The organism is Halobacteriovorax sp. XZX-3 (genome assembly GCF_043196495.1).
GTDB lineage: Bacteria > Bdellovibrionota > Bacteriovoracia > Bacteriovoracales > Bacteriovoracaceae > Halobacteriovorax_A.
On sequence record NZ_JBEBMO010000002.1, the window covers coordinates 51,243 to 74,890 of the forward strand.

Here is a 23,648-nt window from a genome sequence, read left to right on the forward strand (position 1 = left end):
AAAGAAAAGCCTCTATCGTAGAGGCTTTTATTACATAAGTTCTTCTAAAGACTTCTTAATTTCTTCTTTTGTTTGAACACCAACTAGAGTCTTAGTTGCTTGACCGTCTTTAAAGAAGATCATTGTTGGGATCCCTCTAATTCCGTATTGTTGAGCAAGCTCTCCGTTGTCATCAACGTTTACTTTTAAGATTGTTGCAGTTTCACCAATTTCTGATGCTACTTCGTCAAGTACTGGTCCAAGTGTTTTACAAGGTCCACACCATTCTGCCCAGAAATCAACTAGAACAGGCTTAGCGCTTTTTAGTACATCAGATTCAAAATTTGTTACGTCAGTTTTACCAACAGTACTCATATAATTATCCTCCAGAGCGTATGTGCTCTCTTTAGTCTCAGTATAAAGTTATATATTAAAATCCTATTTTTGGCTATTAATCAAAGTCTATTGACCGATAGACAAATTAACCATTTCTTTACTTAATATCCATTGTTTGGACTAGGTGCAAAAAATGCCTTGTTTTCTAATAAAATTCATAGGATAAGATAGTTGTATGGATAGAAAGTACCTCTTAAAATCGGCCATTAAAGTCGCTCGTTATTCACGCATCCTTGCTAAGGCAATTGACCTTTTTATTGTCGTCGTCTTATCACTATTTTTGTATCCGATTGGTATCCTTTTATCGATAGTCTATTTAACATTTGCTGATTCAATTCAAAATGGACAGTCAGTAGGGAAGAAATTTATTGGCTTTAGAGTTATCTCTTTAGTTGATGGAACGCCTTGCTCTCTAAAACAAAGTTTCATTAGAAATCTACCTTTTATTATTCCACTCGTTTTTGCCATCATTCCTGTGGCCGGTTGGTTTATGGCAGTTATCGTTGGTCTACCTATTGTTGGGATTGAATTATACCTTCTTTATAAGCTTGATTCTGGACATAGGCTAGGTGATGTTATGGCAGATACAACTGTCATGGCCAATGACGACACAATGCTTGCTATCAAAAAGCGCAAAACTAATTGGTTTGAAGATCAAGGCACGCAGGCTTAAGCAAAGACAGTATTGATAATTTCTTCTAAATTACTTTTATCAACTTCGTCAAAGCTTGCAAGTGAATCACTATCAACATCAAGAACTGCAATTAACTTTTCATTTTCGAAAACTGGTACAACTATTTCGGACTGACTCTTTGGGTCACAAGTAATGTGGTTTGCAATAGAGTGAACATCTTCAACAATTTGTGTTTCCAGTGTATGGGCGGCCGTTCCGCAAACACCTTTACCAAAAGGGATTCGAAGACAGCCAAGAGTTCCTTGATATGGACCGACAACAAGTTCTTTTTCTTTAACAGGGTCAACCATATAGAACCCGCACCAGTAATAATGAGGGAATGCTTGTTTTAAAACACAAGAAATGGTGGCCATTTTGGCAATAGTGCTGCTTTCTCCTTCACAAATAGCAAAGATATCTCTTTTTACTCTTTGATAAGTTTCGGTTTTTTGCGCATTGTCCATAACCAATTCTCCACATTAATCATTAACAGATTCAACATAATTGGCTAGATTTATAGCATAAATTGGAGATTATATGTCAAAGAAAAGATTAATCGTCGTCGACGTCAGTAACTTTATATTCCGTGCATTTTTTGCAATTCGCTCAATGAACGCCCCAGACGGTACACCTGTAAACGCAACATATGGTGTACTTTCAATGTTATTAAAAATTATGGCAAATTATAGGCCAACACATATGCTTCTTGCTCGTGATACATCGGGCGGATCTTTTAGAAATGAACTTTACGATCAGTACAAGGCCAATCGTTCAGAACCACCTGAAGAACTTGTTCCACAATTTGCTCTTATTAAAGAACTTATCGATAAGATGGGGCTTTTAAATGTTGCGAATGAAACATATGAAGCCGACGACATTATCGGCTCAACTGTTGTTCAATGGAAAAATGACTTTGATGAAATCTTAATTGCTTCAGGTGATAAGGACCTTATGCAATTTGTCGGCGACAATATCAAGATGCTCGATACGATGAAAGACGTTATCTACGATGAGAAGGGTGTCTTTGAAAAGATGGGCGTTCGTCCAGATCAAATCGTTGATTACTTATCAATGGTTGGAGATACATCGGATAATATTCCTGGAATGCGTGGGATTGGTGCAAAGGGAGCAGCAAAACTACTTGCAGAGCACGGAACACTTGAGAAGTGTTTTGAAGTGTCAGATACGTTTAAAGGTAAAAAATTAATTACAGCTTTTACTGAGCACGTTGAAGATGCAAAGCTTTCAAAAGAGTTAATTAAAATCGTTACTGATATAGATTTAGAATGTAAATCAGAAGATTCTGAAGTTAAATTTTATCCATCAGAAGAACTTCTAACTTTCCTAAAAGATCTTGGTATGAATTCAATGATCAAGAGAATGGAAGACCTTAAGTATCAACTTTCAATTGCTGATGGCGAGGAAGGGGAAGAAGAAATCGCATCTCCTTTCGAACATAAAGTGGTTACTCTTGATGAGTTAAAAGTACTTATAAAGGATCAAACTGCACTTGCTGTACAAACAGAATTTGATAGCGATGATATTCATGCACGAAACTTAATCGCAATAAGTGTTTCTTTCGATGATAACAACTCATATTTCTTAGAAGTAAATGAAGCTAATGAAAAAGAAGTTATCGAACTCATTTGGGGTGATGATAAAAGAGAAGTATATAGCGAACATTCAAAGAGAGATTATTCACATATTCTACGTCGCGGCCTAGTGTTTAAGGCCCACAACTTTGATATTACTCAGGCTCACTATAACGTAAGTCCTAGTATGAGACATAATATTGAAGTGATCGCTTCAAATGTAAACGTTAAAGTATCTGAGCTAGATAAGAAAACGCCATTTATTACTTCACTTGAAAATAATGAAGCTAAGGCTTCTTATACAGGACTTCGCTCAATTGCTATTTTTAGATTAGCTTCTCAGTTAAAAGAAGAGCTTAAAGAAAAAGAATTAGTAAGCGTTTACGAAGATATTGATAATAAACTTATCCCAATCTTAGCTGAAATGGAATTTGAGGGCGTGCACTTAAATAAAGAATATCTTTATGAAATGGCCGAAGAACTTCAAGTGTCTTTAGAGAAGATTCAAAAGAAAGTTGATTCTTATTCAATGAATGACACAATCAATTTAAATTCACCAAAACAAGTTGGAGAGTTTTTATTTAATGAATTATCGTTTCCTGTTGTTAAGAAAACAAAGACAGGATATTCAACAGACTCTTCAGTACTAGAAGAACTTGATGCTAAAAATATCAATGAAGTCCCTGGACTTATCCTTCAGTATCGTGAGCTAGGAAAAATTCTTTCTACATATGTGAAGGCACTTCCTGAAATTGTTAATAAGAAAACTGGAAAAGTTCACACTAGCTTTAACCAGCACGTTGCTCAAACGGGACGTCTTTCAAGCGTGAATCCAAACCTACAAAATATTCCAATTCGTTCAGAAACGGGACGTCTTGTTAGAAAGGCATTCATTGCTACACCTGGTAATTTACTTCTTGCAGCCGACTATTCTCAAGTAGAACTTAGAATTCTTGCTCACTATAGTGAAGATCCAACAATGATTAAGGCCTTTAACGAAGACAAGGATATTCACGCGCAAACAGCAAGTGAAATTAACGGCGTTGCACTTTCTGATGTAACAAGTGATGAACGCTCAAAAGCTAAGGCCGTTAACTTTGGTCTAATGTATGGGCAGTCTTCATTTGGTTTAGCGTCGGCCCTCAAGATTTCAAGAAAGGACGCAAAAGCATATATTGAAAAATATTTTGAAAGATTCTCAAAAATTAAAGGCTTCTTAGATGGCCTAAAAGAAGACGCAGAGAAAACTGGTTATTCAATCACAATGTATGGCAGAAAGAGATTCCTTCCTGATATTCATTCTAATAATCGTACGATAAAAGCAAATGCTGAGAGAATGGCGATTAACTCACCAATTCAAGGGACAGCTGCTGATATCATTAAATGTGCAATGATTAATATCGATGCGGAAATGAAAAAACGTGGCCTAAAGTCAAAGATGATTCTCCAGGTACACGATGAGCTTATTTTTGACGTACTTGAATCTGAGCTTGAAGAGATGAAGACACTCGTAAAAGAAGGAATGGAGAATGTTGTAGAACTTAAGGTTCCACTAAAAGTTGACCCGGCCTTTGGCGTAAACTGGTACGATCTAAAGTAAGTTAAAATAATTGCGCAGTATATATTTCCTCTCCACAGTAGATAAGCTCTGGGGAGGAAAATGTATCTGCATATCCTCTTTTGAAAAATATAATTGCATCATGCTTATTCGGACATAAATCTTTGTAAAGTAATTTTTTGATTTCAGTAGAACGACTTGAGACTAGATCGTAGGGAGAGTTGTAGTTGATAGTAATATATTCTTCTGTATAGAGATAAGTAATAAATTCATCGAGAGGTAATTTCTTATCTGCATGAAGATAAGTTGTTATATTGTTAAAAATAAATGTAGAATTCACGGAGTCTGAAAAACACTCATCGCAAATCTCTTCTCGAAGAATATCAGAGTTTTGGCCATCTAGACATCCGATAGAATCACATTCTAAGTGTAACTCCTTTATAAAATCCGAAGTCCATACAATGTTAATGTTTAAGGCATAAGTACTTATGCTTGAAACTAGAATTGATAATATTAATATTACTTTTCGCATGATGAAAATAACCTCGCAAAATTTTGCTCAACCCTAACGGTTAATTCATTTTTACATTCTCTAACTTTAAACTTGTAACCATTAACGACACGCTTTGAAGCAGTAATTGTGAAATTTTGGTCTAATACTTTTTCAACCGCCATTTTTTCATCCTGGTTACTTAAGCAATGATTACCATTTAGTAGACTTGATCGGCAGCTCTTAGGTATCTCACCAAAACGTTGATATGTAGTCTTTAGCTTATCTAAATCAAGCTCCCATCTACGAGGGATATTATCAAAGTCGGTCAGACCCTTGTATAAACTATATATTGCTCTTGCAACATAGAAGAAAGGGCCAAGCTTTGAATTAAAATAAGTCAGTGTATTTGATATCCCTTCAAAATTGATTCGACAAGCAGCACATGCAGCTCGACGACTAGGATCTTTTGAAGAAATATCTGAACCACTGTTGGCGATAATATCTCCGCCACTTCGATCAAAACAGGCGCCTACAGATATTCCTCTGAAATGATATAGGTTAGTAGGACTCTTTGTACTACCTGTAATTGATAGAGCACAAGGAACTCCGATAAGTGGGCCAAACTCAGTTATTAGTTCAACATTAACTTTTGTTTTTTCATAATCTTTATTAAATTCAATTTGCCCATCTTTAATCATCTTATTAAATGATGTTACATATCCTGGCGTTAAACTTACTCGCGTATACAGAACACCTGGAGTAAACCAACTCATAAGACCTTGGCCAATATCTGAAACAAATTGAGTCATAACTTGTTTCGTTTTAAAATATGGATCATATACCTTACACGAAACTCGATCAGCATAAGGGTTAAATAAATCTGCAGAAGCTTGAGAGAATTTTGCTTTCCAGAACAGATCTCCATAGTAACTAGCACGAGAAGTTTCAATAATATTGATAATTGATTTTCTTAAACAATGACTTATTGATCGACAGATAATATCGCCATTTTCATAAGTAATAAAATCTTGTGAAAGAGCATCACTTTCATAGTGCTTTTCAGGGAATGTCTCAAAAGTTTTTACTGCACGTGTCTTGTCGATATACCACTGGTGAAAACCTTCATATTCTATATCAAATTCATTATTCCAAATATTTTTTTGATCAAGACTTTTGCAAAAGGCACGTGTTTCATCCATAAGGGACTTGTAATAATCGATAACTTCATCATAAGGTTTTTTTGAAAAGATAAGATCGAGATTGTCGATAAGATCTGTACCTTTAAGGCCTTCAATATGCTTCTTTGTGAAACTAAAGACATCATCTGAAATGACTGAGGCTTCTGCGCATAAGTAGTAAAGATCATTCTTGATCGTATTTCCATCGAGGTTACGAAAGTAAAATGCAAGTTGGTCTTGAACTTCTTCGGCCCTTAAACGATTCCTTACTAATGTAAAGAAAGTTAATGAGTCAATTAGTTTGTTTTTTACATAGTTCTTAGTTTGAGCTTGATTTTTAAATATATGCTCGATCCATTTGTCAGCATCGTCATATGATCCAATATCGAGAATATCTTTATTAACGCTAGCAAAAGGATCTTTGAGAAGATCGTTTTGTACTCCCTCTGAAATCGGGGCGAGGATATCGAGTTCAAGTGCATCTTTTTCAAAATTCTTACGAGAAAATTCTCTAAATGAGTTTTCTGCGAGTCTCTTATTATTACAAGCGGGAATCATATCACTCTTACATCCACTCGGTGAGAAGAGAATATAGTCTTGTGTATTTGAATTTCTGATGATTTGTTCGTATTTAGAATTCTCAACTTTCAAGTTCTTCATTGCCCATGCAAAATAGAGCTTCATTGAATTCCAGTAGTCAAAGCCAATATCTTTTTCCCAATATTTTTCTTTGATTCCTTTTATATCAAATTGATAGCCAGATACTTGAAGATTATCAATTTGATCGATATCCTCAAGGCGACAATCAGTTACCCTTTCGTCTATGTCTAGCAGCTCTTGTGCGATTCGATTTAAGTCTTGAACCGAGGGTTTTTGACCAAAGAGATTGGCCTGTAGAGGACCGAATTTCTTTATTCTAATACACTTAAAAGTTTCATTATCATTGATATATTTTTTCTGAATATAGTTATTATCTTCAAAACTGTCATAGAGACGATGTTTTAACTTATGCGAGTTTGTCCATAGTACGTCCATATAATTATTAAGTTTCGGACACTCTAGTTTTCCATAGCACTCTTTCAATATTCGTTGATACTTAACTGGGATGTTATTTTCACTATCTAAGTAGGGGAGTAGAGGGAGTTCTTGATGAATAAGTTTTTGATGGATTTCATAGATAAGTCGAGTGACTTTATTTCGATAGTCTCTAATAAGCTCTTTTACAACTACCGTCTTATCCTGTCCCGTTCGATTTGCAAGTCGATAAGCAGCTTTTGCAGGAATAGTATTATTTAAAAAGATAAATATTGAAGTTGTTGGTTTTTTTGAATCAATTGCACAAGAGGCACGGTTGTTTAAGTCTATTGTTGTTAACGGTGTGATTAAATTATTTAATTCTTGATGTTGCCAATCATGCCATTTAATTTTTGCATGGGCCGTAAACGTAATTAAAAATAGAAATAAAAAACCTCTCATCATAGAGAGGTTTTATAATTTTGAATTAATCTTAACAATTAAAGAAAAGCTTAAGTTTTTTAGCTTCCGCTATTTCCATTACAGTTGCTTGATTTACCAATGATTGTTGTATAGAAAAGAATCATTGCTTCATCAGCAGGAGTGAAGCCACGGCGTGTATTACCATCTGTGTCAAGTAGGCCATACATATAACGGTTAATAGCAATATAAACAGACTTAGGTACTTTAATACGTTGAGTACACTTACCGTTGTAGTATCTAACATTAACTCCCCAGTATTCTCCGTTAATTTGTCCACCGTATCCTCCAGTGTAGATATTAACTCCACTTCCAGCTTGTTGATTCATGCCTTCGCCAATATTGAATCCAACTTCAAAACCAGCAAATTTGTTTTCAGTAGAAAAAAGAGTACATTCTCCTTTTCGACACGAAACTTTAATGTCTTGTTCTATTCTTAGTAGGATTTCTTCATTTGAAAATTTCTCAAATTCAAATTGGTCCTCTCCACTCCCAAACATATCGTCAACATCATTTGCGAAAGTCGTGCTTGTAAACATTAATAATAAAATCATCAGTAATTTTCTCATTGTTTCCCCTTTGCTAAATATAGCGACTAAAAATCAATATCCCCAAAATCATCATCACTGTCATCGTCCGTTGGGTCCTTCCCTGGAGGAGTACAAGTAAAATATGGTGCTTTGTATTCGTTTGTTGTCTTGTTATCTTGAACATTACTTATTTTTTGGTATTCAAGGACTTCTGAAAGCAGCTCTCCAGTCTTTTCATCTTTCGTTATCTTGAATTTTAATTTCAGTCTTAGCTTGTGATCTTTCATTAAGACACATGATCCCTCGATACAGTAGTCTGAAAAGTATGGTGGCCAAACTGGGTCATCGAATACACGGCTAATTGAATTAACAGTATTCATTACACCTAAGTGGCTATTCCCAGTAAATTTAATCGTATCAAATACTGGATAAGTCGGTAGTGTCTTTAAAACTTCAACTTTTGCAAATGGTGAAATTTCACCAATTGTTCGTCCTTCTCTATTAATAGAAGGTATTGTTGTCGGTCTCAAAGTTAGGCGTGATTTAATACGGCCCTTGAACATCATAAAATTATATTCTTGATCATCGAGGATTACTTCTAGTTCATAATTCTTTCCAATCTCAAAATAATTAGAAGTAATTTGCGTACCAATTCCGTTTATTAGGCCTGTCCAGTTTGCTGGTGCGATACCTCCATCAAACCAAGAAGTTACATAGTGTTTTTTACCATTGCCAGCTAGCTGAGTAAGAACAAATTCTGCGGCTACTGGTTGCGTATAATTACAAGGTGCCGTACATAGCTTCCCTGGTTCGCATTTTTTCTCACAAGTATTTCTTACAAATAACGGTACTCCGAAGTAGGCACTGTTTTTAGCATCTGCTGAAGTTGTTAAGTATAGTTGTCCCAGTTGAATATCGTTTACAGGCCACTTTGTTGGAAACTTTGGCTCTTCCGGTGTAACTGTTTTATTTACCGTTAATAATCCTTCTGGTGATTGATTTACTCTTAATTTAAAGTCATTAATATATTTTAGTTCAGTTGATCGTCCTGTTGCATCTCCTGAAACATAGACACCAATTGAAGCTAATATATCTTGAAGCTCAAATTCATTTTCTGTGTAAAAATCTTTTGTTAAACAAGCTTCGTTAATAATAGGTTTAATAATATAGGCAGAGTCAGTTTTTGGTTTGAAGAAACAGTAGTAACCTTGAAACCTAGCTGAGTTTTCATCAATTCTTGTTACTTTACAACCTGATTGTGATTTTGGGAAATCGATACCTGTTGCTGATACGTCATTCACTTCAAACTCTAAACAGCGATTCATAATTCGACGACGACCTAATAATCGTTGTTCTCTTTCATCTTTGGTTGTTCCATATGTATTTTCAAGATTTTCAATTCGGCAAAAATCTTTTGAACCATATGTAACACTATCGTTAATACTGTATGTTAGAAATTTATCTGTTAGAACGTAATTTTCTATACCAACTGTAATCATTGTATAGTGATTGTTTGTTGCCGCCGTCATACAGTTGGAAGCTAGTATGTTTGGCATATCATCTTTTTTTACCCCAGCCTCATCATAGATATACAGACCTTTACTGAGTGGAGAAATCGAAATGTTAATATTCTTTGGTGCCGATGCAATTAAGCAGGCAAGAGTATTAAATGTTAAAAATAATAGTATTAAGCCCCTGTAAATCATTTTTCCCCCGCACATCTCTTCACTTAGTAAAGGCAGGGTGGAAAACCACCCTGCAGTATTTAAAAATTGAGATTAGTATCCGTAGTCGTGATCGTGACCTTGGATGTTAGTGATAGCTGTATCAGTACAGATGTTTGCAGCTTGCATTTTCCATCTTCTGAATTTATCAACTGTTTTGTTTGCATATCTTGCATTCTCTTCGAATTCGTAACGAACAACACAACCTCTTAGGTCAGCTGCTGCATAACGCTTGAAGAATTCAACAACAGAGTTTGAAGATAGGTCGATTTGAGCAGAAGGGTTTCCTGATCCACCGTAAACTTGAACGAAGTCACCATCTTTGTCTTTACAGAAAATTCCTGATTTAACAGCAAGTTGAGCTGCTGATTGGTAACTTTCTTCTGACCAGATAACGTCATCTTCGTTTAGATCCCAGTCACCGTTAGTGTTAGAACCTGCGATGTCTGTTACTGTAACTTTTCTTTCGAATTTGTACAGTGGGTTGTCGATGCTACCAAATGACTCTGGCATACCTACTACATAGTCATCTCTGATTTCTTCAGGTACGATGAAATCAAATCTGTCTTCTGAAGACTCTGCTAGGTAGTCTGGTCTTTGACCGTAGTCAATTTGTGTTGCACGGAAACAGATATCAACAAAGTACTTCGCACCATACATTTCTGAACCTAGGTTGAATGATAGTTCTTTAAGTCTCTTGTTGAATTGCTCGTTGTAAGAAAGTAGGCTGTGGTAGTCATACTCACCAGCTGTTTTCTCAAGCGAGAAGCTGTGGTGAGAACGATCTCCGTGATCAGTCCATTTTGTGATTTTACCACGTACTGTATCTAGAGTATTTTCATTTCTTCCATCTAGATCACCAGCACATACGCAATCACAATTTGTTCCATCTGGTCCACAGTCTTGGCCACCGCCATTTGAGCCACCGTAACCGCCGTTACCACCTTCAGCGATAAGTCCTTCTAGGAAAGGATAACCACCATGGCCACCTCTTGATCCTGGATCACATGATCTTAAAGTTTTTGGGTTGTAGCAGAAAACACCTCTGTGCTTTTTGTGCTTTAAACCAGCGTTACATGGATAGATTGATGCTCCCGAAGAATAAACATCAAAGTCGAATTGAACTCTCGCCGCTTGCGTCGAGAAGGCTCCCATAAAAAGAGCCGAAGCTAGTAGTAATTTTTTCATTACCCTCTCCTTTTTAGTTAGGTTGTTAGACAAAAAATATTGATGACAAATTTGTAACAACCGATTTTTTGAAAGTCGAGAGGGGTCAAGGGTGGAAAGCCTGAATTTGTACTTAATTAACCGGCTTTTAAGAAAAGGTTAACTGATTTAATCATTTTCTTTCGATTCTGTGATTTGATAACCGAATTGTTTTACAATATCTTTCGGCGTAAGAATTCCAATGATTCTTTTTTCGTCAAGTCTCGAAACGACCGGTAGACGGGAGATTTGGAACCTTTTAAGTCTGTGAAGGGCAATGTATAAACTTTGATCTGGATATATTTTTATAATCTTTTTTTCGCAACAGTGTTCAATTTTTACATCACCGTTACCTTTAGCAAGTTGTACTTTAAGTTCTGAAGTCGACATCATTCCTAGAAGTCTTCCATTTTTTAAGACAGGAAAACCTTGAAGGTCTGGATTATATTTTTGAATATCTTTTAGTGTTTCACTTACTGTTAAAGTAGCACCGTATGTAACGATATCTTTTATCATTGCATCTTCTACATGTAACTGATCAAGCACTTCAAGGTCATCTCGTGTTGGTAAGTGTATACCATCTTGTGCTGAGATTTGTTCGTAGATAGATTCATTTTGTGTCGGTTTTGAAGAGAGCATATAGGCAATAATATTTGCAATCATTAGTGGCAAAATAATATTGTAGTCTCTTGTTAATTCAAACACGATTAAGATAGAAGTAAACGGAGCGCGAATAACTGTAACAAAGAAAGCTCCCATTCCTACTAGTGCATATGCACCCGTGTTCGTTGTAATCTCTGGAAAGAAAACACTTGCTAGTGAACCAATTAAACTTCCTAATGTTGCTCCCATTAAAAGTGTTGGCATGAAAAGACCACCTGAAATTCCTGCCGAATAACAAAGGGAAGTCGCAAGAAACTTCAAACAAAACATTAGAAATAAAACTTTTGGATCGAGTATTAGTGAAAGCAATGTATCTTCTAAAGTTCCATGTCCACTTCCAATGACACTTGAATGTACCTGAGTCATTAGTGCAATAATGAGAAAAACAATCATCATATAAGTAAGCTTATGACTCTTCATATGTTTTCGATTGAATTCTCTAAATGCTAAAACCGACTTCATCCAAAGAGGGCCAATAAAAGCACAGCTAATTCCAATTAATAAATAGAAAAGTAGTTCACGATGGTCGTGCATCTTATAGTAAAGCTGCTCAAACATATGATGTTGGCCAGTTAGCATCTGTCCAGTGATTGAGGCTACAACTGAAGAAATAACAATTGAACCAAGAACTTTTGCGTTGAGGTCACCAACAACTTCTTCTAATGTAAAAACCACTGCTGATATCGGAGTTGCAAATGCTGCTGCAATACCACCAGCTGCACCAACTGCAACAAGGGCCTTCACTCTCTTTTTAGAGATATGAAATGAGTAGCCAAGCCATGAGGCAACACCTGAGGCGATAGTAACTGTTGGACCTTCTCTTCCTAGAGAGACACCAGAGCCAAGAGCAAGCAGAGTTGTTACTGCTTTTGCAAATGTATCTTTTAAACTGATTCTTCCGTGATCAACGACTAAGGCCGCACGAACTTTTGGGATTCCCGAACCTTCAGAGAATGGAAATCTACGAGTCGTTAGCCAACCAGAAATAAAAAGGGCGATTCCACCAAGAATTACGGATTGCCATGTAAATGTAGTATCTGTTTTAAGGATATGTTGAATCCAGTGAACACCTTTTTGAAGACCAACGGCGATAAGAGCTGATGAAACACCTGTAATGAGCGTAAGGACAAAAAATGTTCTCTCTTCTGCAGTCTCATTTTGCAGGAATTTACCTAAAAGTTTTTCATTAAACTTTAGTTTCATATGCTGTTTATCGGAGCGACTCCTTATAAAGATAAGTTAACTGACTAATTTTTCGCAATATCTCACAATTTTAACCTTACGGAAAGAGAAATTCTGCCTTGCGCCAATATAAATGTGAAAAAATATGATTTTTTCTAGGTGGCAGACCTTGACATGTATCCGTTCACTCCCAATTTATGTATAAACAAACGTGAAATAAATAAAAAATGTATTTAACTGGAGGATTTATGCAAGTTAAACCATTACAAGATAGAGTTCTAATCAAAAGAATTGAAAACGAAACAAAGACAGCTGGTGGTATCTACATTCCAGATAACAACTCAGAAAAACCAAGTGAAGGTGAAGTTATTGCTGTTGGGCCAGGATACCGTCTAGACAATGGTTCTGTTGCAGAACTTGCTGTTAAAGAAGGTGATAAGGTTCTTTTTGGTAAATACGCTGGAAGTGAAGTAAAGCTTGATGGTGTTGAGTATCTAATCATGAAAGAATCAGATATTTTAGGAATTTTAGTTTAATCAAATTGATTAATATACAGGAGATAAAAAGATGGCAAAAGAATTAAAGTATTCAGAAGAAGCTAGAGGACTAATCCTTGAAGGTGTTAATCAACTTGCAAATGCAGTTAGAGTAACTCTTGGACCAAAGGGGAGAAACGTAGTAATCCAAAAATCATTTGGTGCTCCACACATCACAAAAGATGGTGTTTCTGTTGCAAAAGAAATCGAATTAGAAAATAACTTTCAAAATATGGGCGCTCAAATGGTTAAAGAAGTTGCTCAAAAGACTAACGAAGACGCAGGTGATGGTACAACTACTGCAACTGTTCTTGCTCAAGCAATCTATACGGAAGGTGCTAAGCTTGTAACTGCTGGTCACAATCCAATGGATCTTAAAAGAGGAATCGATACTGCTGTTGAGAAAATCGTTTCTGAATTAAGAGCTGTTGCAAAAGAAATCAAGACTAACGAAGAAATTGAACAAGTTGGTACAATCTCAGCTAACAATGACAATGAAATCGGAAAACTTCTAGCGGAAGCGATGGATAAAGTTGGTAAAGATGGTGTTATTACTATTGAAGAGTCAAAAACAGCTGAAACAACGTTAGATGTTGTAGAAGGTATGCAATTTGACCGCGGTTACCTATCTCCATACTTTGTAACTAACTCAGAGAAAATGGAAGTTTCTTTTGATAATGCAAATATCCTAATCACTGATAAGAAAGTTTCTAACATGAAGGAACTTCTTCCAATCCTTGAAAAAGCTGTTCAGACTTCAAGACCACTTTTAATCATCGCTGAAGATGTTGAAGGTGAGGCAATTACAACTCTTGTTGTTAATAAGCTAAGAGGAACTCTGAATGTTGCAGCTGTAAAAGCTCCAGGATTCGGTGATAGAAGAAAAGAAATGCTTAAAGATATCGCAGCACTTACTGGTGGTACTGTAATTTCTGAAGAACTAGGAATGAGCCTTGAGACAGCTGCTCTTGAGCACTTAGGTTCGGCTAAGAAAATTTCAATTGATAAAGAAAATACAACTATCGTAGATGGTGCTGGTGATGTAGCTGCTGTTGAAGCACGTGTTAACCAAATTAAAGCACAAATTGCAGAAACAACTTCTGACTATGACAGAGAGAAACTACAAGAAAGACTTGCTAAGCTTTCTGGTGGTGTTGCAGTTGTAAACGTTGGTGCTCCAACTGAAACTGAAATGAAAGAAAAGAAAGACCGTGTTGAAGATGCACTAAACGCAACAAGAGCTGCTGTTGAAGAAGGTATTGTTGTTGGTGGTGGTTCTGCTCTTGTTAAAGCTGCTCAAGTTCTTGCAGATCTTAAAGCAAATAGAGAAGAAGAAATGCACGGAATTAAAATCGTTCAAAGAGCTGTTGAAGCTCCTCTTAGACAAATTGCTACAAACGCAGGACTTGAAGGTTCTGTTGTTGTTAACGAAGTTAAGAAGAACGAAGATGCAAAATATGGTTTCAACGCTCGTGATGAGAGATATGAAGACCTAATCGCTGCTGGTATTATTGATCCAGTTAAGGTTACTCGCTCAGCACTTCAAAATGCTGCTTCAGTTGCAGGACTTATGCTTACAACTGAAACAATGATTGCTGATATTCCTAAGGAAGACGGTCCAGCGATGCCTCCAATGGGTGGAATGGGCGGAATGCCTGGTATGATGTAACCCGCAGCATCTTAGCGAAGCTAAGATTTGATGCGGGGTAGGCGCCCATCTTTTGGAATGCCTATCTCACCGATTTGCCCCAGCGCGAGGGGACTCACTTAAGTAAAAATAAGCCTGCTTTTATGCAGGCTTTTTTTATATTACTACTTGCTTCTTTGAGAGTGACTAGTTAAAAGCCAACTCTTCAAGGCGCCTATTTTCAAACCCATCCCATTTAAGGACTCTAGTTTTCAATGCTTTATACCGCTTATCTTAAGTAAATAAAGAATTTTCATTGGATTCCGATATAATATTTATTACGAAAGAGTTCACTTTAAGGGGAAAGTTCATGGAGTATTCAAGTATAAAAGCACTTGTTGTTGATGATCTCGATTATATTAGAAAATCAGTTAAAAGTATTTTGAATGATATTGGAGTAGAGAATATTAATGAAGCTGTTGATGGTATTTCGGCACTTCGAAAAGTAATCGAAGCCCATGAAAGTGGCTCTCCCTATCAAATAGTTTTTTGTGATGTGCATATGCCAAACTGTGATGGACTTGATTTTCTCTTTCAACTTAGAGCTGATGAAAGGATGGCCGACTTGCCTGTCGTTATGGTTAGTTCTGAAAATTCTATTGCAATCATTAGAAGAACAATTGAATTAGGTGCAAATAATTACTTACTCAAACCTTTTTCCGCAACAGTATTAGAAGATAAAATGAAATCTGTTTTAAATATAGAAGCGGCCGTTTAGGCCGCTATGATTTATTCTTACTGATCTTGTTTTCTTAATTCGTAACTGATGTCACTAAAGTTGCGATTCACACAACTTACGAAAGAGTAGCTAACGCCTCTTCCAATATTCATACAGTGGCTCAGAAACATTCCTAATTCACTTTCAATTCTTCTGAAATTATTGTTTACACAACTTTCAAATGAGAAGCTTAAGTCATCACCAAAGTTGCTGCAATATTGTAAGAATAGATTTGGTACTTCGAATTCTGCTCGTCTAAAGTTTGAATTAATACAACTTGTGAATGAATAGCTTACTTTGTCTCCAAAATTAGAACAGTGTGATGGAAAATATGCTTCTTGTTCACTTGATGCACTAACATTTAGAATAGTAAAAAATAAAAATACAATCGTAACTAAAGCTGATTTCATAATTCCTCCCTAAGTTATATGAATAATATTATTTTATGCAGCTTTTTAAAGGATGTGCAACCAAAGTGTCTAACGCAATTAGCCTTATACTTTTTAGGGACAACTCGTTATAATTTTTTAAGTTAATAAAGTGAGGAAATATGTTTAATAAAGCACAAGAAGTTGAGGAGCAGAAACCTGCTTTTCTTTCAGGTCAATGGTTTAAAGATGAAGCGCTATCATGGATTAAAATTATTTTAATCGTATTTGGTTTCAGATCTACTTTTGTTGACCACTACCACATTCCAACAGGATCACTACTTCCGACAAATGCTATCGGTGATTCAATTGTTGTTAATAAGATGTCTTACGGGTTTAAAGTTCCATTTACGGAGTTCTTTAATCCTATTTATATCGGTGGGCAATCGCTCCCTGAACGTGGTGATATTGTTGTTTTCGAATATCCAATTAATCCTTCTATCCTTTTTGTTAAAAGAACAATTGGCTTACCTGGGGATACGATTGAAGTATATGAAAATGAATTATTTATTAACGGTAAGAAAGTTGAAAAGACTGCGATCGAAGGTGAAAAAGATCAAGAGCTAAGAGGTCTTTACGATAAAGAGCCTTCTCTTAATCCTGAAGATATGAAGTTCTATTATCAACAAATTGGCGAGAAGAAGTTTACGGTTGGTGAAAACCCAACATTCTTTAGGCATCTAAATCAAGAAAAGGTTACTGTTCCAGATGGACACGTATTCGTCATGGGTGATAACAGAGATTATTCAAGTGACTCACGTGTTTGGGGATTTGTTCCTGTAAAGAATATTCGCGGTAAGGCATTCATGGTTTGGATGTCGCTAGTGTACCCTTGGTCAGATAAACCTTTCCACTTTAGACCAAGTCGAATCGGTACATCTCTTTAAATTTTCCTGACAATAAATTTGCTATGGGGCCACAAAGGAAAGTACTCTGGTACTAGTTCCTTTTTGGTCCTATGTTAAGTGCTTGTTTTTGTAGGACCATTGATTTCTCTATAGTGCGGCCTGTGGGGCATTTTGCACACTTCAATTGTAAAGTTTTTGTAAGTTATTGAATCTATTATTTGTCAATTTTGGCACGCTACCTGCTTATATATAAGTATCCAGAGGCCAGGGGGCCTCCCCAAGATTAGGACGATTTTGGGAATTAGCAATAGGACGTTGCTATGGAAACTGAGAGTTACACTTATGAATGTAAGGTCGCTTTCAGGAAAAATGGGCCTAGAGGAAAGGGCAACAGAATTGTAAAAAGCACGAAGCTTAATCAAACCACCTCTAGGCCCCTTTTAAAAGTTGTTGTTTATTTAGAGTGTCCACGGAAGGACACGAAGAAAACATGGAAGTTATAGATAAGCTTTGGAGACATCCCTCTCTCCCTATGATTTGACCCAAAGCTTATAGAGGCCGAGAGTAACGTGTGTGGTTTTAAGAAAGGAGTGCTCTCGGCCTTTCTACGTTTTAGGGCAATTTTTTCCACAATCTTATTCATCTTTAATTAACGTTTGCAATGAACCGATGGGCTCATTGTGAGAAAGTCAAACTATGTCATCTATTTACAATTTGAACGAGCCTTAGGAGAAGAGTTTCTTTATATGTCTCGTGTGTTTTCAGAATTTGGAATGAAACTAGTTCCAATGAAACTTGATGACTTTAAGTCGATTAGAATGAAGGAGCATCAATTTGTTATTTGTTGTATCCGAGATATTCGTGCACTTTTTAATTATAATAAATTATTAAAGAGATATATGAACTTCATGCTTAGACAGGGAAGTATCACACTATTTGAGTATAGTTCATTTGCTATAACTCATGATGATGCCATCTTAAAAACAAAAAAAGTTTTTCAAGAAAGACTACCTGTTAGTATGTTTCGTATGGCCGATCGTGCGGGACAAGAAATGTTCAGCAAACTTGTGACAAATTCTTCTCGCTGGCCAGGTGGAAGAAGAGCAAAGTTACCTGAGTATTAAAAGGGATTGAGAGAGAATGAGAGTTTCAAAGGAAGTAAGTCGCTTACTTATTATTCTTAGACAAGATGCTGCTAGACTTGCAGATAAAATCATTCACCGCGAAAGAGAGTATTTGCAAATCTTATCGATGAAGCGAACACGCGAACACTTCAATGCCATTTTTAGATCTAATTTTAAAACGATAACAGTTGCGCAGTTAATGCTTTTATCTGAAGAGCTGATTATCAATCTTGAAGATTTCTATAATACCGTGGATGACCTCCATTGGTACCTCGCGCATACAGAAGATATGCCCGCAACTATTGAAGATAAAGTCCATGCTATGGTAAAAATGGTGAAAAACAAGTATGAACAACTAAATCTTTATTTAAATGCGGAGCTTGAGACTCATGAAGAAAGCGCAATTGCTTAAATTCATTATTTTACTATCTTGTTTATTTCAAGACACCTTTGCACGCCAAAGCATATCTGGTTCTCGTTATGAGTTACTAACAGGTCAAAGAGTTCAAGATAAAGCCTCAAATATCTGGGATAAGAAGTTTGCTCAGCACGACTATATTTATGGGAAGTCTCCTGCAAATTTTTTAGCAAAAAATTATCAGCATATACCTCGAGGAGCTACTGTTCTAGATATTGGGATGGGTGAAGGAAGAAATGCGGTCTTTCTTGCTACAAAGGGATATAAAGTAACAGGTGTTGATATCAGCTCAGTGGCAATTGATAAATCACTAAGGCTTGCAAGACAAGCTGGTGTTCGTATCAAGACTATTCATAAATCTGTTGATGATTTAAAAATCGCCGCAGGATCTTTAGATGCGATAATTTGCTTCTATTATGTTGACCGTGAAGTATCTAATAAACTTAAAAAGTGGCTAAAGCCTGGTGGGGTAATTATTTATGAAGGGTATACAACTGCACATAAGAAGAAATATAAAGAGCAGAGTGTCGATTCATATTTCTTAAAACCTGCAGAACTATTAACGATGTTTAATGATTTTAAAATTCTAAAATATGAAGAGCCACAACAAAGCTCCGAGCTAACTCAATCAATAATTGCTAAAAAGCCTGAATAAAAGGCATCTCTTTCCCGCAACTATCTAAAATAATTAAATATGGCACAATGGAGAGAGTGAAGTACTTCATCTTAGTTGCCACATTCTTGAGTGGAATTGTTTGTTATGCAAATATTCTCGAATTCAATAAAGACCTAGGCTATTTTTCTGGGAGAGTCTCGCATATTGAACCAAGCGCAAGACTCGTACGCTTCAAAGTCGATTTTGATAATATCAAATATATTAATAAATTAGATGAACTCGATCTCTGGGGTCTTCATCAAGAATCCTCTAAGTGTAAGGCCATTGTGATGGGCCGAACTAGTCACTACTTGTTGGTACGAGTACCAAAATATGACGAGTGCAATCGTAACTCTGCCTTTTCGACGGGGCGTTATTATAATTTTTATTCACAGGATCTTGTTAATAATGTTGCGATGGGTAATGAGTTAATTGAAATTCTTGCGAAGAAAAAATTGGCCCTTGAGTCAAAAATTAGTCGCAATAAAAAAGACCTAATTACTTATACGCAAAGAGTCGAAACGATCAATGCTCGCTATGATTTATTGAGACAAAAACTTGAGAAAGAATGGCGTGATGAGCTGCGTCGACTCGAAGATGACCATCAACAGCTTGTTCGTAACACTGAAGGTATTCAAACACGATTGAATGAAGTCGATTATAAATTACAACAATATCGCATTGAGTCTAAAAATCTTAAAGAAGACCGCTGGTCTTTAGATCCGAGGAATTACATCACAAAATAATTATCTCTTTTGTAAATAATTTTAGCATCTAGACAGACGAACGCGTACATCCTAATGTGCATTCTAGCCATTTGGTGTAAAATTTTATATTGTGACTCGCTAAATATAAAAAGGATAAGTTTATGAAAAAAGGAATCTTTTTACTTCTTTTAAGTACACTTCTATTGTCAGTAGTAGGGTGTAATAAAAGTGGTGGAGCTAAAAAATCAAACAACACTTTTTACTACAATCTAAGTGGTACTCCTACAACACTGAACCCGTTATCATCAACTGATGCTTACTCGTCAAATGTTCAAGGTTATGTTTTAGAAGGTCTTCTTAACAAAAATATTGATACAAATGAGTGGGAACCAGGTCTTGCTGAATCATGGTCAATTGAAAATGATGGTTATGATTTTGTTTTCAAAATTAGAGAAGGTGTAAAGTGGCATGATGGAAAGCCATTTACTGTTGAAGATGTAAAATTCTCTTTTGATGCAGTAACTCATCCAGAAAACAAGTATAAGACAGCTCACATGAAGTCTTACTTTGCTAACTTTAAAGAAGCTGTAATTGAAGGTCCAAGAACAATTCGTTTTAAGGCCAACAAAAAGTACTTTGGTAACCTAATGTCTATTGCTAGTGGTGGATACCTTGCAATCGTTCCAAAGCATATTTATGAAAACCCAACTGAAGAAGAAGAAAAAGAACTTAATAAAACTCTTATTGGTACAGGTCCTTATATCTTCAAAGAGCTTAGAAGAGGTAAAGGTATCTCTCTAGTTCAAAATAAAGACTGGTGGGGATACAAGACAGATAATTATAAGAATGATTACTCATATGGTGAAATCTTCATGAGATTTATTAATGAGTCTTCTGTTGCTATTCAGAGACTTGAAAAAGGTGACTTAGACTTTAACTCACTTTCACCAGAAGAATACGAACAAAAAACTAATGGCCCAAGATGGGGTAAAGAAGTTTTAAAGGTAAAAACAGAAAACAAATCAGTTAAAGGTTACGGTTTTGTTGGTTGGAACTTTAAGAGCCCAATCTTTAAATCAAAAGAAGTTCGTAAAGCAATGAACTATCTTATGAACCGTGAAGAGATGAATAAGAAATTCCGTTTCGGATATTCTGTTCTTGCAACTGGTCCTCTATACGTTCAATCTGAATATGCAAACAAAGACGTTAAAGCGATTCCTTTTAATGTTGAAGAAGCAATTAAGATCCTAAAGAATGATGGATGGAAAGATTCAGACGGTGATGCTGTTCTTGATAAAACAATTGATGGTAAGAAGACTAAGCTTGCTTTTACAATCTTAAACCCATCTAAAACTTTCTCAAAATACTTAACTATGTATCAACAAGATGCAAAGAAAGCTGGTGTTGCGATTGAAGTAAAATACATTGAGTGGAACTCTTTCATTAAAGCTCTTGATGAGAGAAACTTTGATGCTGTAACTCTTGCGTGGTCTGGTGGATCACTAGATTGGGATCCAAAACAAATTTGGCACTCAGATTCAGCAGCTAACAATGGTTCTAACTTCATTTCTTACTCAAATAAAGAAGTTGATAAGCTAATTGATCAAGCTCAACTGACTCTTGATAAAGAAGCAAGAAAGACAATGCTTAAAAAAGTATACAAGCTAATTGCTGAAGACTACCCATATATCTTCCTATTTAACGACCGTTATACTTTCTACGGACATACTGAGCGTATGCAAAAAGAGAAAGATACTTATATTTACGGAGTTGGTTACGGAAGTAAGTGGTCGATTAAACCAGCTAAATAAGTAGGAGAGACGACTTGTTTAATTATATCCTTAGAAGATTAATGATTATGATCCCGACGTTGATCGGGGTCAGTATCCTTATGTTTGTGATGGTAAACCTTGCACCAGGTTCTCCAATCGAGCAGAAGCTTCAGCAAATGAGATTTGGTGGAGTTGGTCAAACGACAACTGATACTAGTTCAAATAATGGTGCTGTATCTCAAGAAGTTGTTGAGGCCCTTAAGAAACAATATGGTTTTGATAAGCCACTATACGTTCGTTATGGTATTTGGCTAAAGAATCTAGCTACTCTAGATTTTGGTGAGTCATTTACATACGAAGAGCCAGTAATGGACGTTGTAATGAGTAAGCTACCGGTTTCAATTCAGTTTGGATTGGTCTCATTCATACTATCGTATTTGGTGTGTATCCCGCTTGGAGTTCTAAAGGCAGTTAAAAGTGGATCTCGATTTGATGTCGTGTCTTCGTTTGTTTTATCTGGCCTTTATTCAATTCCATCTTTCATGCTAGGTATCTTACTTCTTGTTTACTTTGCAGGGGATACATTTGTTGACTGGTTCCCAATTGGAGACCTTGTTTCGGATTACTATGATGACTTAAGTATCTTTGGGCAAATCCAAGATAGAGTTTGGCACTTTGTACTTCCTCTTATCGCATATATGGTAGGACAGTTTACAGTACTAACTCTTCTTATGAGAAACTCGATGATTGATGTCATCTCACAAGATTATATCCGTACAGCAAGAGCGAAAGGTTTAGCGGATAGAAAAGTTTACTATAAGCACGCTTTAAGAAATGCTCTGATTCCAATTGTTACTGGATTCGGACACTTCCTATCTCTATTTTTTGCTGGATCTCTTCTTATTGAAAGAATCTTTAACCTAGATGGTATTGGTCTACTTGGTTACCAATCACTTCTAGAAAGAGATTATAACGTAATTATGGGACTGTTCTTTATTCAAACTGTCCTTATGTTCTTAGGTAACCTAATCAGTGACGTACTATACACTGTTGTTGATCCAAGGATTGATTTCTCATGATTGAAAAATTTATTGAAAATGAACTTACACTTAAAAGATGGAGACGTTTTAAGAAAAGAAAGTCTGCAGTAGTTTCTATTGTACTTCTTCTCTTCTCTGTACTTTTAACACTTTCGGCACCGTTGATTGCTAATAGTAAGCCAATCTATATGACGTACCAAGGAAAGTCTTACTTTCCTGTATTTAAAGACTATCATCCAAAGGAATTTGGAATTACGAACGTTTATGTTACGAATTACAGAACTTTAGATATGGATAGCGTTGTATGGCCGCTTGTACAGTGGGACCCATATGAATCAAATCGTGATGTATATGAATATCCAGCTGCACCTAGTGAGACAAATATCATGGGAACAGATGATAGAGGTCGTGATGTATTCACGCGTCTACTATACGGATACAAGTATTCAATTGCTTATGCTTTCTTAGTATGGCTTCTTTCAACTATCATGGGTGTTTTCTTTGGTGGTGTGATGGGCTACTTTGGTGGGAAAGTGGATTTCTTCGGTCAACGTGTTGTTGAAATCTTTAGTACGGTTCCAGTATTCTTATTACTACTTACGATGATTTCGATCTTTAAGCCTACACTAACGCTTCTAATTTTCATCTCATCAATCTTTGGATGGATGGGAGTAAGTTACTATGCTCGTGGTGAGTTCTTAAAGAATAGAAAGCAAGAATTCGTAGAAGCTGCACGTGGTATGGGAGCATCAACTTCTCGTATTATCGTTAAGCATATTCTTCCAAACTCTCTAGGTCCGATTATTACTTTCGCACCTTTCTCAATTGCTGCAGGTATCTCTGGTCTTGCTTCACTTGATTACCTGGGGTTTGGTCTTGCAATTCCTACACCTTCTTGGGGAGAGCTTCTTAACCAAGCTCACCAGAACTTTAGAATTGCATGGTGGCTAGCTGTTTACCCTTCAGCTGCACTATTTACTAGTTTATTCTTACTCGTACTTATTGGAGACGGAGTAAGAGACGCACTAGATCCAAAAATGAAATAAT

The 23,648-nt window shown here is 36.2% G+C and carries 22 protein-coding genes; 13 read left to right on the forward strand and 9 right to left on the reverse strand.

Annotation, left to right across the window (positions count from 1 at the left end):
- Positions 1-30: 30 nt before the first annotated feature.
- Entirely contained in the window at positions 31-354 is a 324-nt protein-coding gene (gene trxA / locus ABMA70_RS10695; protein ID WP_103217620.1) for a thioredoxin, read from the reverse strand.
- Positions 355-550: 196 nt separating this feature from the next.
- Here trxA and ABMA70_RS10700 point away from each other — a divergent pair, with 196 nt between their 5' ends.
- Positions 551-1,048: an RDD family protein gene (locus ABMA70_RS10700; RefSeq protein ID WP_103217621.1), complete on the forward strand. Its 498-nt coding sequence runs from the start codon at positions 551-553 to the stop codon at positions 1,046-1,048.
- Here the strand turns inward: ABMA70_RS10700 and ABMA70_RS10705 are convergent.
- The gene (locus ABMA70_RS10705; RefSeq protein ID WP_392993586.1) at positions 1,045-1,512 is read right to left on the reverse strand and encodes a GAF domain-containing protein; all 468 of its coding nucleotides are present in this window, start codon (positions 1,510-1,512) and stop codon (positions 1,045-1,047) included. The two genes, ABMA70_RS10700 and ABMA70_RS10705, sit on opposite strands and share 4 nt — an antisense overlap.
- Before the next feature lie 73 nt (positions 1,513-1,585).
- On the opposite strand from ABMA70_RS10705, the gene polA reads away from it, so the two are divergent.
- The gene (gene polA / locus ABMA70_RS10710) at positions 1,586-4,240 is read left to right on the forward strand and encodes a DNA polymerase I (RefSeq protein WP_103217623.1); all 2,655 of its coding nucleotides are present in this window, start codon (positions 1,586-1,588) and stop codon (positions 4,238-4,240) included.
- A gap of 1 nt (position 4,241) precedes the next feature.
- Here polA and ABMA70_RS10715 read toward each other — a convergent pair whose 3' ends face one another.
- From ABMA70_RS10715 to ABMA70_RS10740, 6 genes are all read right to left on the reverse strand, one after another.
- Complete coding sequence (locus tag ABMA70_RS10715; RefSeq protein WP_392993583.1) at positions 4,242-4,730, reverse strand: hypothetical protein; 489 nt, start codon at positions 4,728-4,730, stop codon at positions 4,242-4,244.
- The gene (locus ABMA70_RS10720) at positions 4,718-7,348 is read right to left on the reverse strand and encodes a hypothetical protein (protein ID WP_392993580.1); all 2,631 of its coding nucleotides are present in this window, start codon (positions 7,346-7,348) and stop codon (positions 4,718-4,720) included. The genes ABMA70_RS10715 and ABMA70_RS10720 overlap by 13 nt, the downstream gene beginning before the upstream one ends.
- A gap of 56 nt (positions 7,349-7,404) precedes the next feature.
- Positions 7,405-7,932, reverse strand: coding sequence for a hypothetical protein (locus ABMA70_RS10725; RefSeq protein WP_103217626.1), 528 nt, complete (start codon positions 7,930-7,932; stop codon positions 7,405-7,407).
- 26 nt (positions 7,933-7,958) lie between these two features.
- On the reverse strand, positions 7,959-9,599 hold the full coding sequence (locus ABMA70_RS10730; protein ID WP_393022230.1) for a hypothetical protein: 1,641 nt from the start codon (positions 9,597-9,599) through the stop codon (positions 7,959-7,961).
- A gap of 72 nt (positions 9,600-9,671) precedes the next feature.
- Complete coding sequence (locus tag ABMA70_RS10735) at positions 9,672-10,805, reverse strand: hypothetical protein (protein WP_103217628.1); 1,134 nt, start codon at positions 10,803-10,805, stop codon at positions 9,672-9,674.
- A gap of 147 nt (positions 10,806-10,952) precedes the next feature.
- Positions 10,953-12,689, reverse strand: coding sequence for a chloride channel protein (locus tag ABMA70_RS10740; protein ID WP_103217629.1), 1,737 nt, complete (start codon positions 12,687-12,689; stop codon positions 10,953-10,955).
- Between the two features lie 227 nt (positions 12,690-12,916).
- On the opposite strand from ABMA70_RS10740, the gene groES reads away from it, so the two are divergent.
- The 3 genes from groES to ABMA70_RS10755 all read left to right on the forward strand — a co-directional run bounded on the left by groES (position 12,917) and on the right by ABMA70_RS10755 (position 15,609).
- Positions 12,917-13,204 carry a co-chaperone GroES gene (gene groES, locus ABMA70_RS10745; RefSeq protein WP_103217630.1) on the forward strand — a complete coding sequence of 96 codons (288 nt, stop codon included), beginning with the start codon at positions 12,917-12,919 and terminating at the stop codon, positions 13,202-13,204.
- Positions 13,205-13,235: 31 nt separating this feature from the next.
- Positions 13,236-14,873, forward strand: coding sequence for a chaperonin GroEL (gene groL / locus ABMA70_RS10750; RefSeq protein ID WP_103217631.1), 1,638 nt, complete (start codon positions 13,236-13,238; stop codon positions 14,871-14,873).
- Positions 14,874-15,201: 328 nt separating this feature from the next.
- Positions 15,202-15,609 carry a response regulator gene (locus tag ABMA70_RS10755; RefSeq protein WP_392993573.1) on the forward strand — a complete coding sequence of 136 codons (408 nt, stop codon included), beginning with the start codon at positions 15,202-15,204 and terminating at the stop codon, positions 15,607-15,609.
- A 17-nt stretch (positions 15,610-15,626) separates the two neighbouring features.
- Here ABMA70_RS10755 and ABMA70_RS10760 read toward each other — a convergent pair whose 3' ends face one another.
- Positions 15,627-16,019: a hypothetical protein gene (locus tag ABMA70_RS10760; protein WP_392993570.1), complete on the reverse strand. Its 393-nt coding sequence runs from the start codon at positions 16,017-16,019 to the stop codon at positions 15,627-15,629.
- Positions 16,020-16,159: 140 nt separating this feature from the next.
- On the opposite strand from ABMA70_RS10760, the gene lepB reads away from it, so the two are divergent.
- The 8 genes from lepB (at position 16,160) to ABMA70_RS10800 (ending at position 23,647) form a co-directional block, all read left to right on the forward strand.
- A complete protein-coding gene (gene lepB, locus ABMA70_RS10765; protein WP_103217634.1) occupies positions 16,160-16,924 on the forward strand; it encodes a signal peptidase I in 765 nt (254 codons plus the stop codon).
- A 641-nt stretch (positions 16,925-17,565) separates the two neighbouring features.
- The gene (locus tag ABMA70_RS10770; protein ID WP_103217636.1) at positions 17,566-18,009 is read left to right on the forward strand and encodes a hypothetical protein; all 444 of its coding nucleotides are present in this window, start codon (positions 17,566-17,568) and stop codon (positions 18,007-18,009) included.
- Between the two features lie 16 nt (positions 18,010-18,025).
- Positions 18,026-18,421 (forward strand): hypothetical protein, encoded by a 396-nt coding sequence (locus ABMA70_RS10775; RefSeq protein WP_103217637.1) that lies wholly within the window; start codon positions 18,026-18,028, stop codon positions 18,419-18,421.
- A complete protein-coding gene (locus ABMA70_RS10780) occupies positions 18,399-19,082 on the forward strand; it encodes a bifunctional 2-polyprenyl-6-hydroxyphenol methylase/3-demethylubiquinol 3-O-methyltransferase UbiG (RefSeq protein ID WP_158246845.1) in 684 nt (227 codons plus the stop codon). Before ABMA70_RS10775 ends, ABMA70_RS10780 begins: the two co-directional genes overlap by 23 nt.
- Before the next feature lie 56 nt (positions 19,083-19,138).
- Positions 19,139-19,828 carry a hypothetical protein gene (locus tag ABMA70_RS10785; protein WP_103217639.1) on the forward strand — a complete coding sequence of 230 codons (690 nt, stop codon included), beginning with the start codon at positions 19,139-19,141 and terminating at the stop codon, positions 19,826-19,828.
- Between the two features lie 122 nt (positions 19,829-19,950).
- On the forward strand, positions 19,951-21,600 hold the full coding sequence (locus ABMA70_RS10790; RefSeq protein ID WP_103217640.1) for an ABC transporter substrate-binding protein: 1,650 nt from the start codon (positions 19,951-19,953) through the stop codon (positions 21,598-21,600).
- 14 nt (positions 21,601-21,614) lie between these two features.
- Positions 21,615-22,640 (forward strand): ABC transporter permease subunit, encoded by a 1,026-nt coding sequence (locus ABMA70_RS10795; RefSeq protein WP_103217641.1) that lies wholly within the window; start codon positions 21,615-21,617, stop codon positions 22,638-22,640.
- On the forward strand, positions 22,637-23,647 hold the full coding sequence (locus ABMA70_RS10800; protein WP_103217642.1) for an ABC transporter permease subunit: 1,011 nt from the start codon (positions 22,637-22,639) through the stop codon (positions 23,645-23,647). The genes ABMA70_RS10795 and ABMA70_RS10800 overlap by 4 nt, the downstream gene beginning before the upstream one ends.
- Position 23,648 lies beyond the last annotated feature (1 nt).

Excerpts from the sequence above, each read along its gene's own strand:
- trxA (WP_103217620.1), bottom strand. The coding sequence starts at position 354 with ATGAGTACTGTTGGTAAAACTGACGTAACAAATTTTGAATCTGATGTA.
- ABMA70_RS10700 (WP_103217621.1), top strand. The coding sequence starts at position 551 with ATGGATAGAAAGTACCTCTTAAAATCGGCCATTAAAGTCGCTCGTTAT.
- ABMA70_RS10705 (WP_392993586.1), bottom strand. The coding sequence starts at position 1,512 with ATGGACAATGCGCAAAAAACCGAAACTTATCAAAGAGTAAAAAGAGAT.
- polA (WP_103217623.1), top strand. The coding sequence starts at position 1,586 with ATGTCAAAGAAAAGATTAATCGTCGTCGACGTCAGTAACTTTATATTC.
- ABMA70_RS10715 (WP_392993583.1), bottom strand. The coding sequence starts at position 4,730 with ATGCGAAAAGTAATATTAATATTATCAATTCTAGTTTCAAGCATAAGT.
- ABMA70_RS10720 (WP_392993580.1), bottom strand. The coding sequence starts at position 7,348 with ATGATGAGAGGTTTTTTATTTCTATTTTTAATTACGTTTACGGCCCAT.
- ABMA70_RS10725 (WP_103217626.1), bottom strand. The coding sequence starts at position 7,932 with ATGAGAAAATTACTGATGATTTTATTATTAATGTTTACAAGCACGACT.
- ABMA70_RS10730 (WP_393022230.1), bottom strand. The coding sequence starts at position 9,599 with ATGATTTACAGGGGCTTAATACTATTATTTTTAACATTTAATACTCTT.
- ABMA70_RS10735 (WP_103217628.1), bottom strand. The coding sequence starts at position 10,805 with ATGAAAAAATTACTACTAGCTTCGGCTCTTTTTATGGGAGCCTTCTCG.
- ABMA70_RS10740 (WP_103217629.1), bottom strand. The coding sequence starts at position 12,689 with ATGAAACTAAAGTTTAATGAAAAACTTTTAGGTAAATTCCTGCAAAAT.
- groES (WP_103217630.1), top strand. The coding sequence starts at position 12,917 with ATGCAAGTTAAACCATTACAAGATAGAGTTCTAATCAAAAGAATTGAA.
- groL (WP_103217631.1), top strand. The coding sequence starts at position 13,236 with ATGGCAAAAGAATTAAAGTATTCAGAAGAAGCTAGAGGACTAATCCTT.
- ABMA70_RS10755 (WP_392993573.1), top strand. The coding sequence starts at position 15,202 with ATGGAGTATTCAAGTATAAAAGCACTTGTTGTTGATGATCTCGATTAT.
- ABMA70_RS10760 (WP_392993570.1), bottom strand. The coding sequence starts at position 16,019 with ATGAAATCAGCTTTAGTTACGATTGTATTTTTATTTTTTACTATTCTA.
- lepB (WP_103217634.1), top strand. The coding sequence starts at position 16,160 with ATGTTTAATAAAGCACAAGAAGTTGAGGAGCAGAAACCTGCTTTTCTT.
- ABMA70_RS10775 (WP_103217637.1), top strand. The coding sequence starts at position 18,026 with ATGAGAGTTTCAAAGGAAGTAAGTCGCTTACTTATTATTCTTAGACAA.
- ABMA70_RS10780 (WP_158246845.1), top strand. The coding sequence starts at position 18,399 with ATGAAGAAAGCGCAATTGCTTAAATTCATTATTTTACTATCTTGTTTA.
- ABMA70_RS10790 (WP_103217640.1), top strand. The coding sequence starts at position 19,951 with ATGAAAAAAGGAATCTTTTTACTTCTTTTAAGTACACTTCTATTGTCA.
- ABMA70_RS10800 (WP_103217642.1), top strand. The coding sequence starts at position 22,637 with ATGATTGAAAAATTTATTGAAAATGAACTTACACTTAAAAGATGGAGA.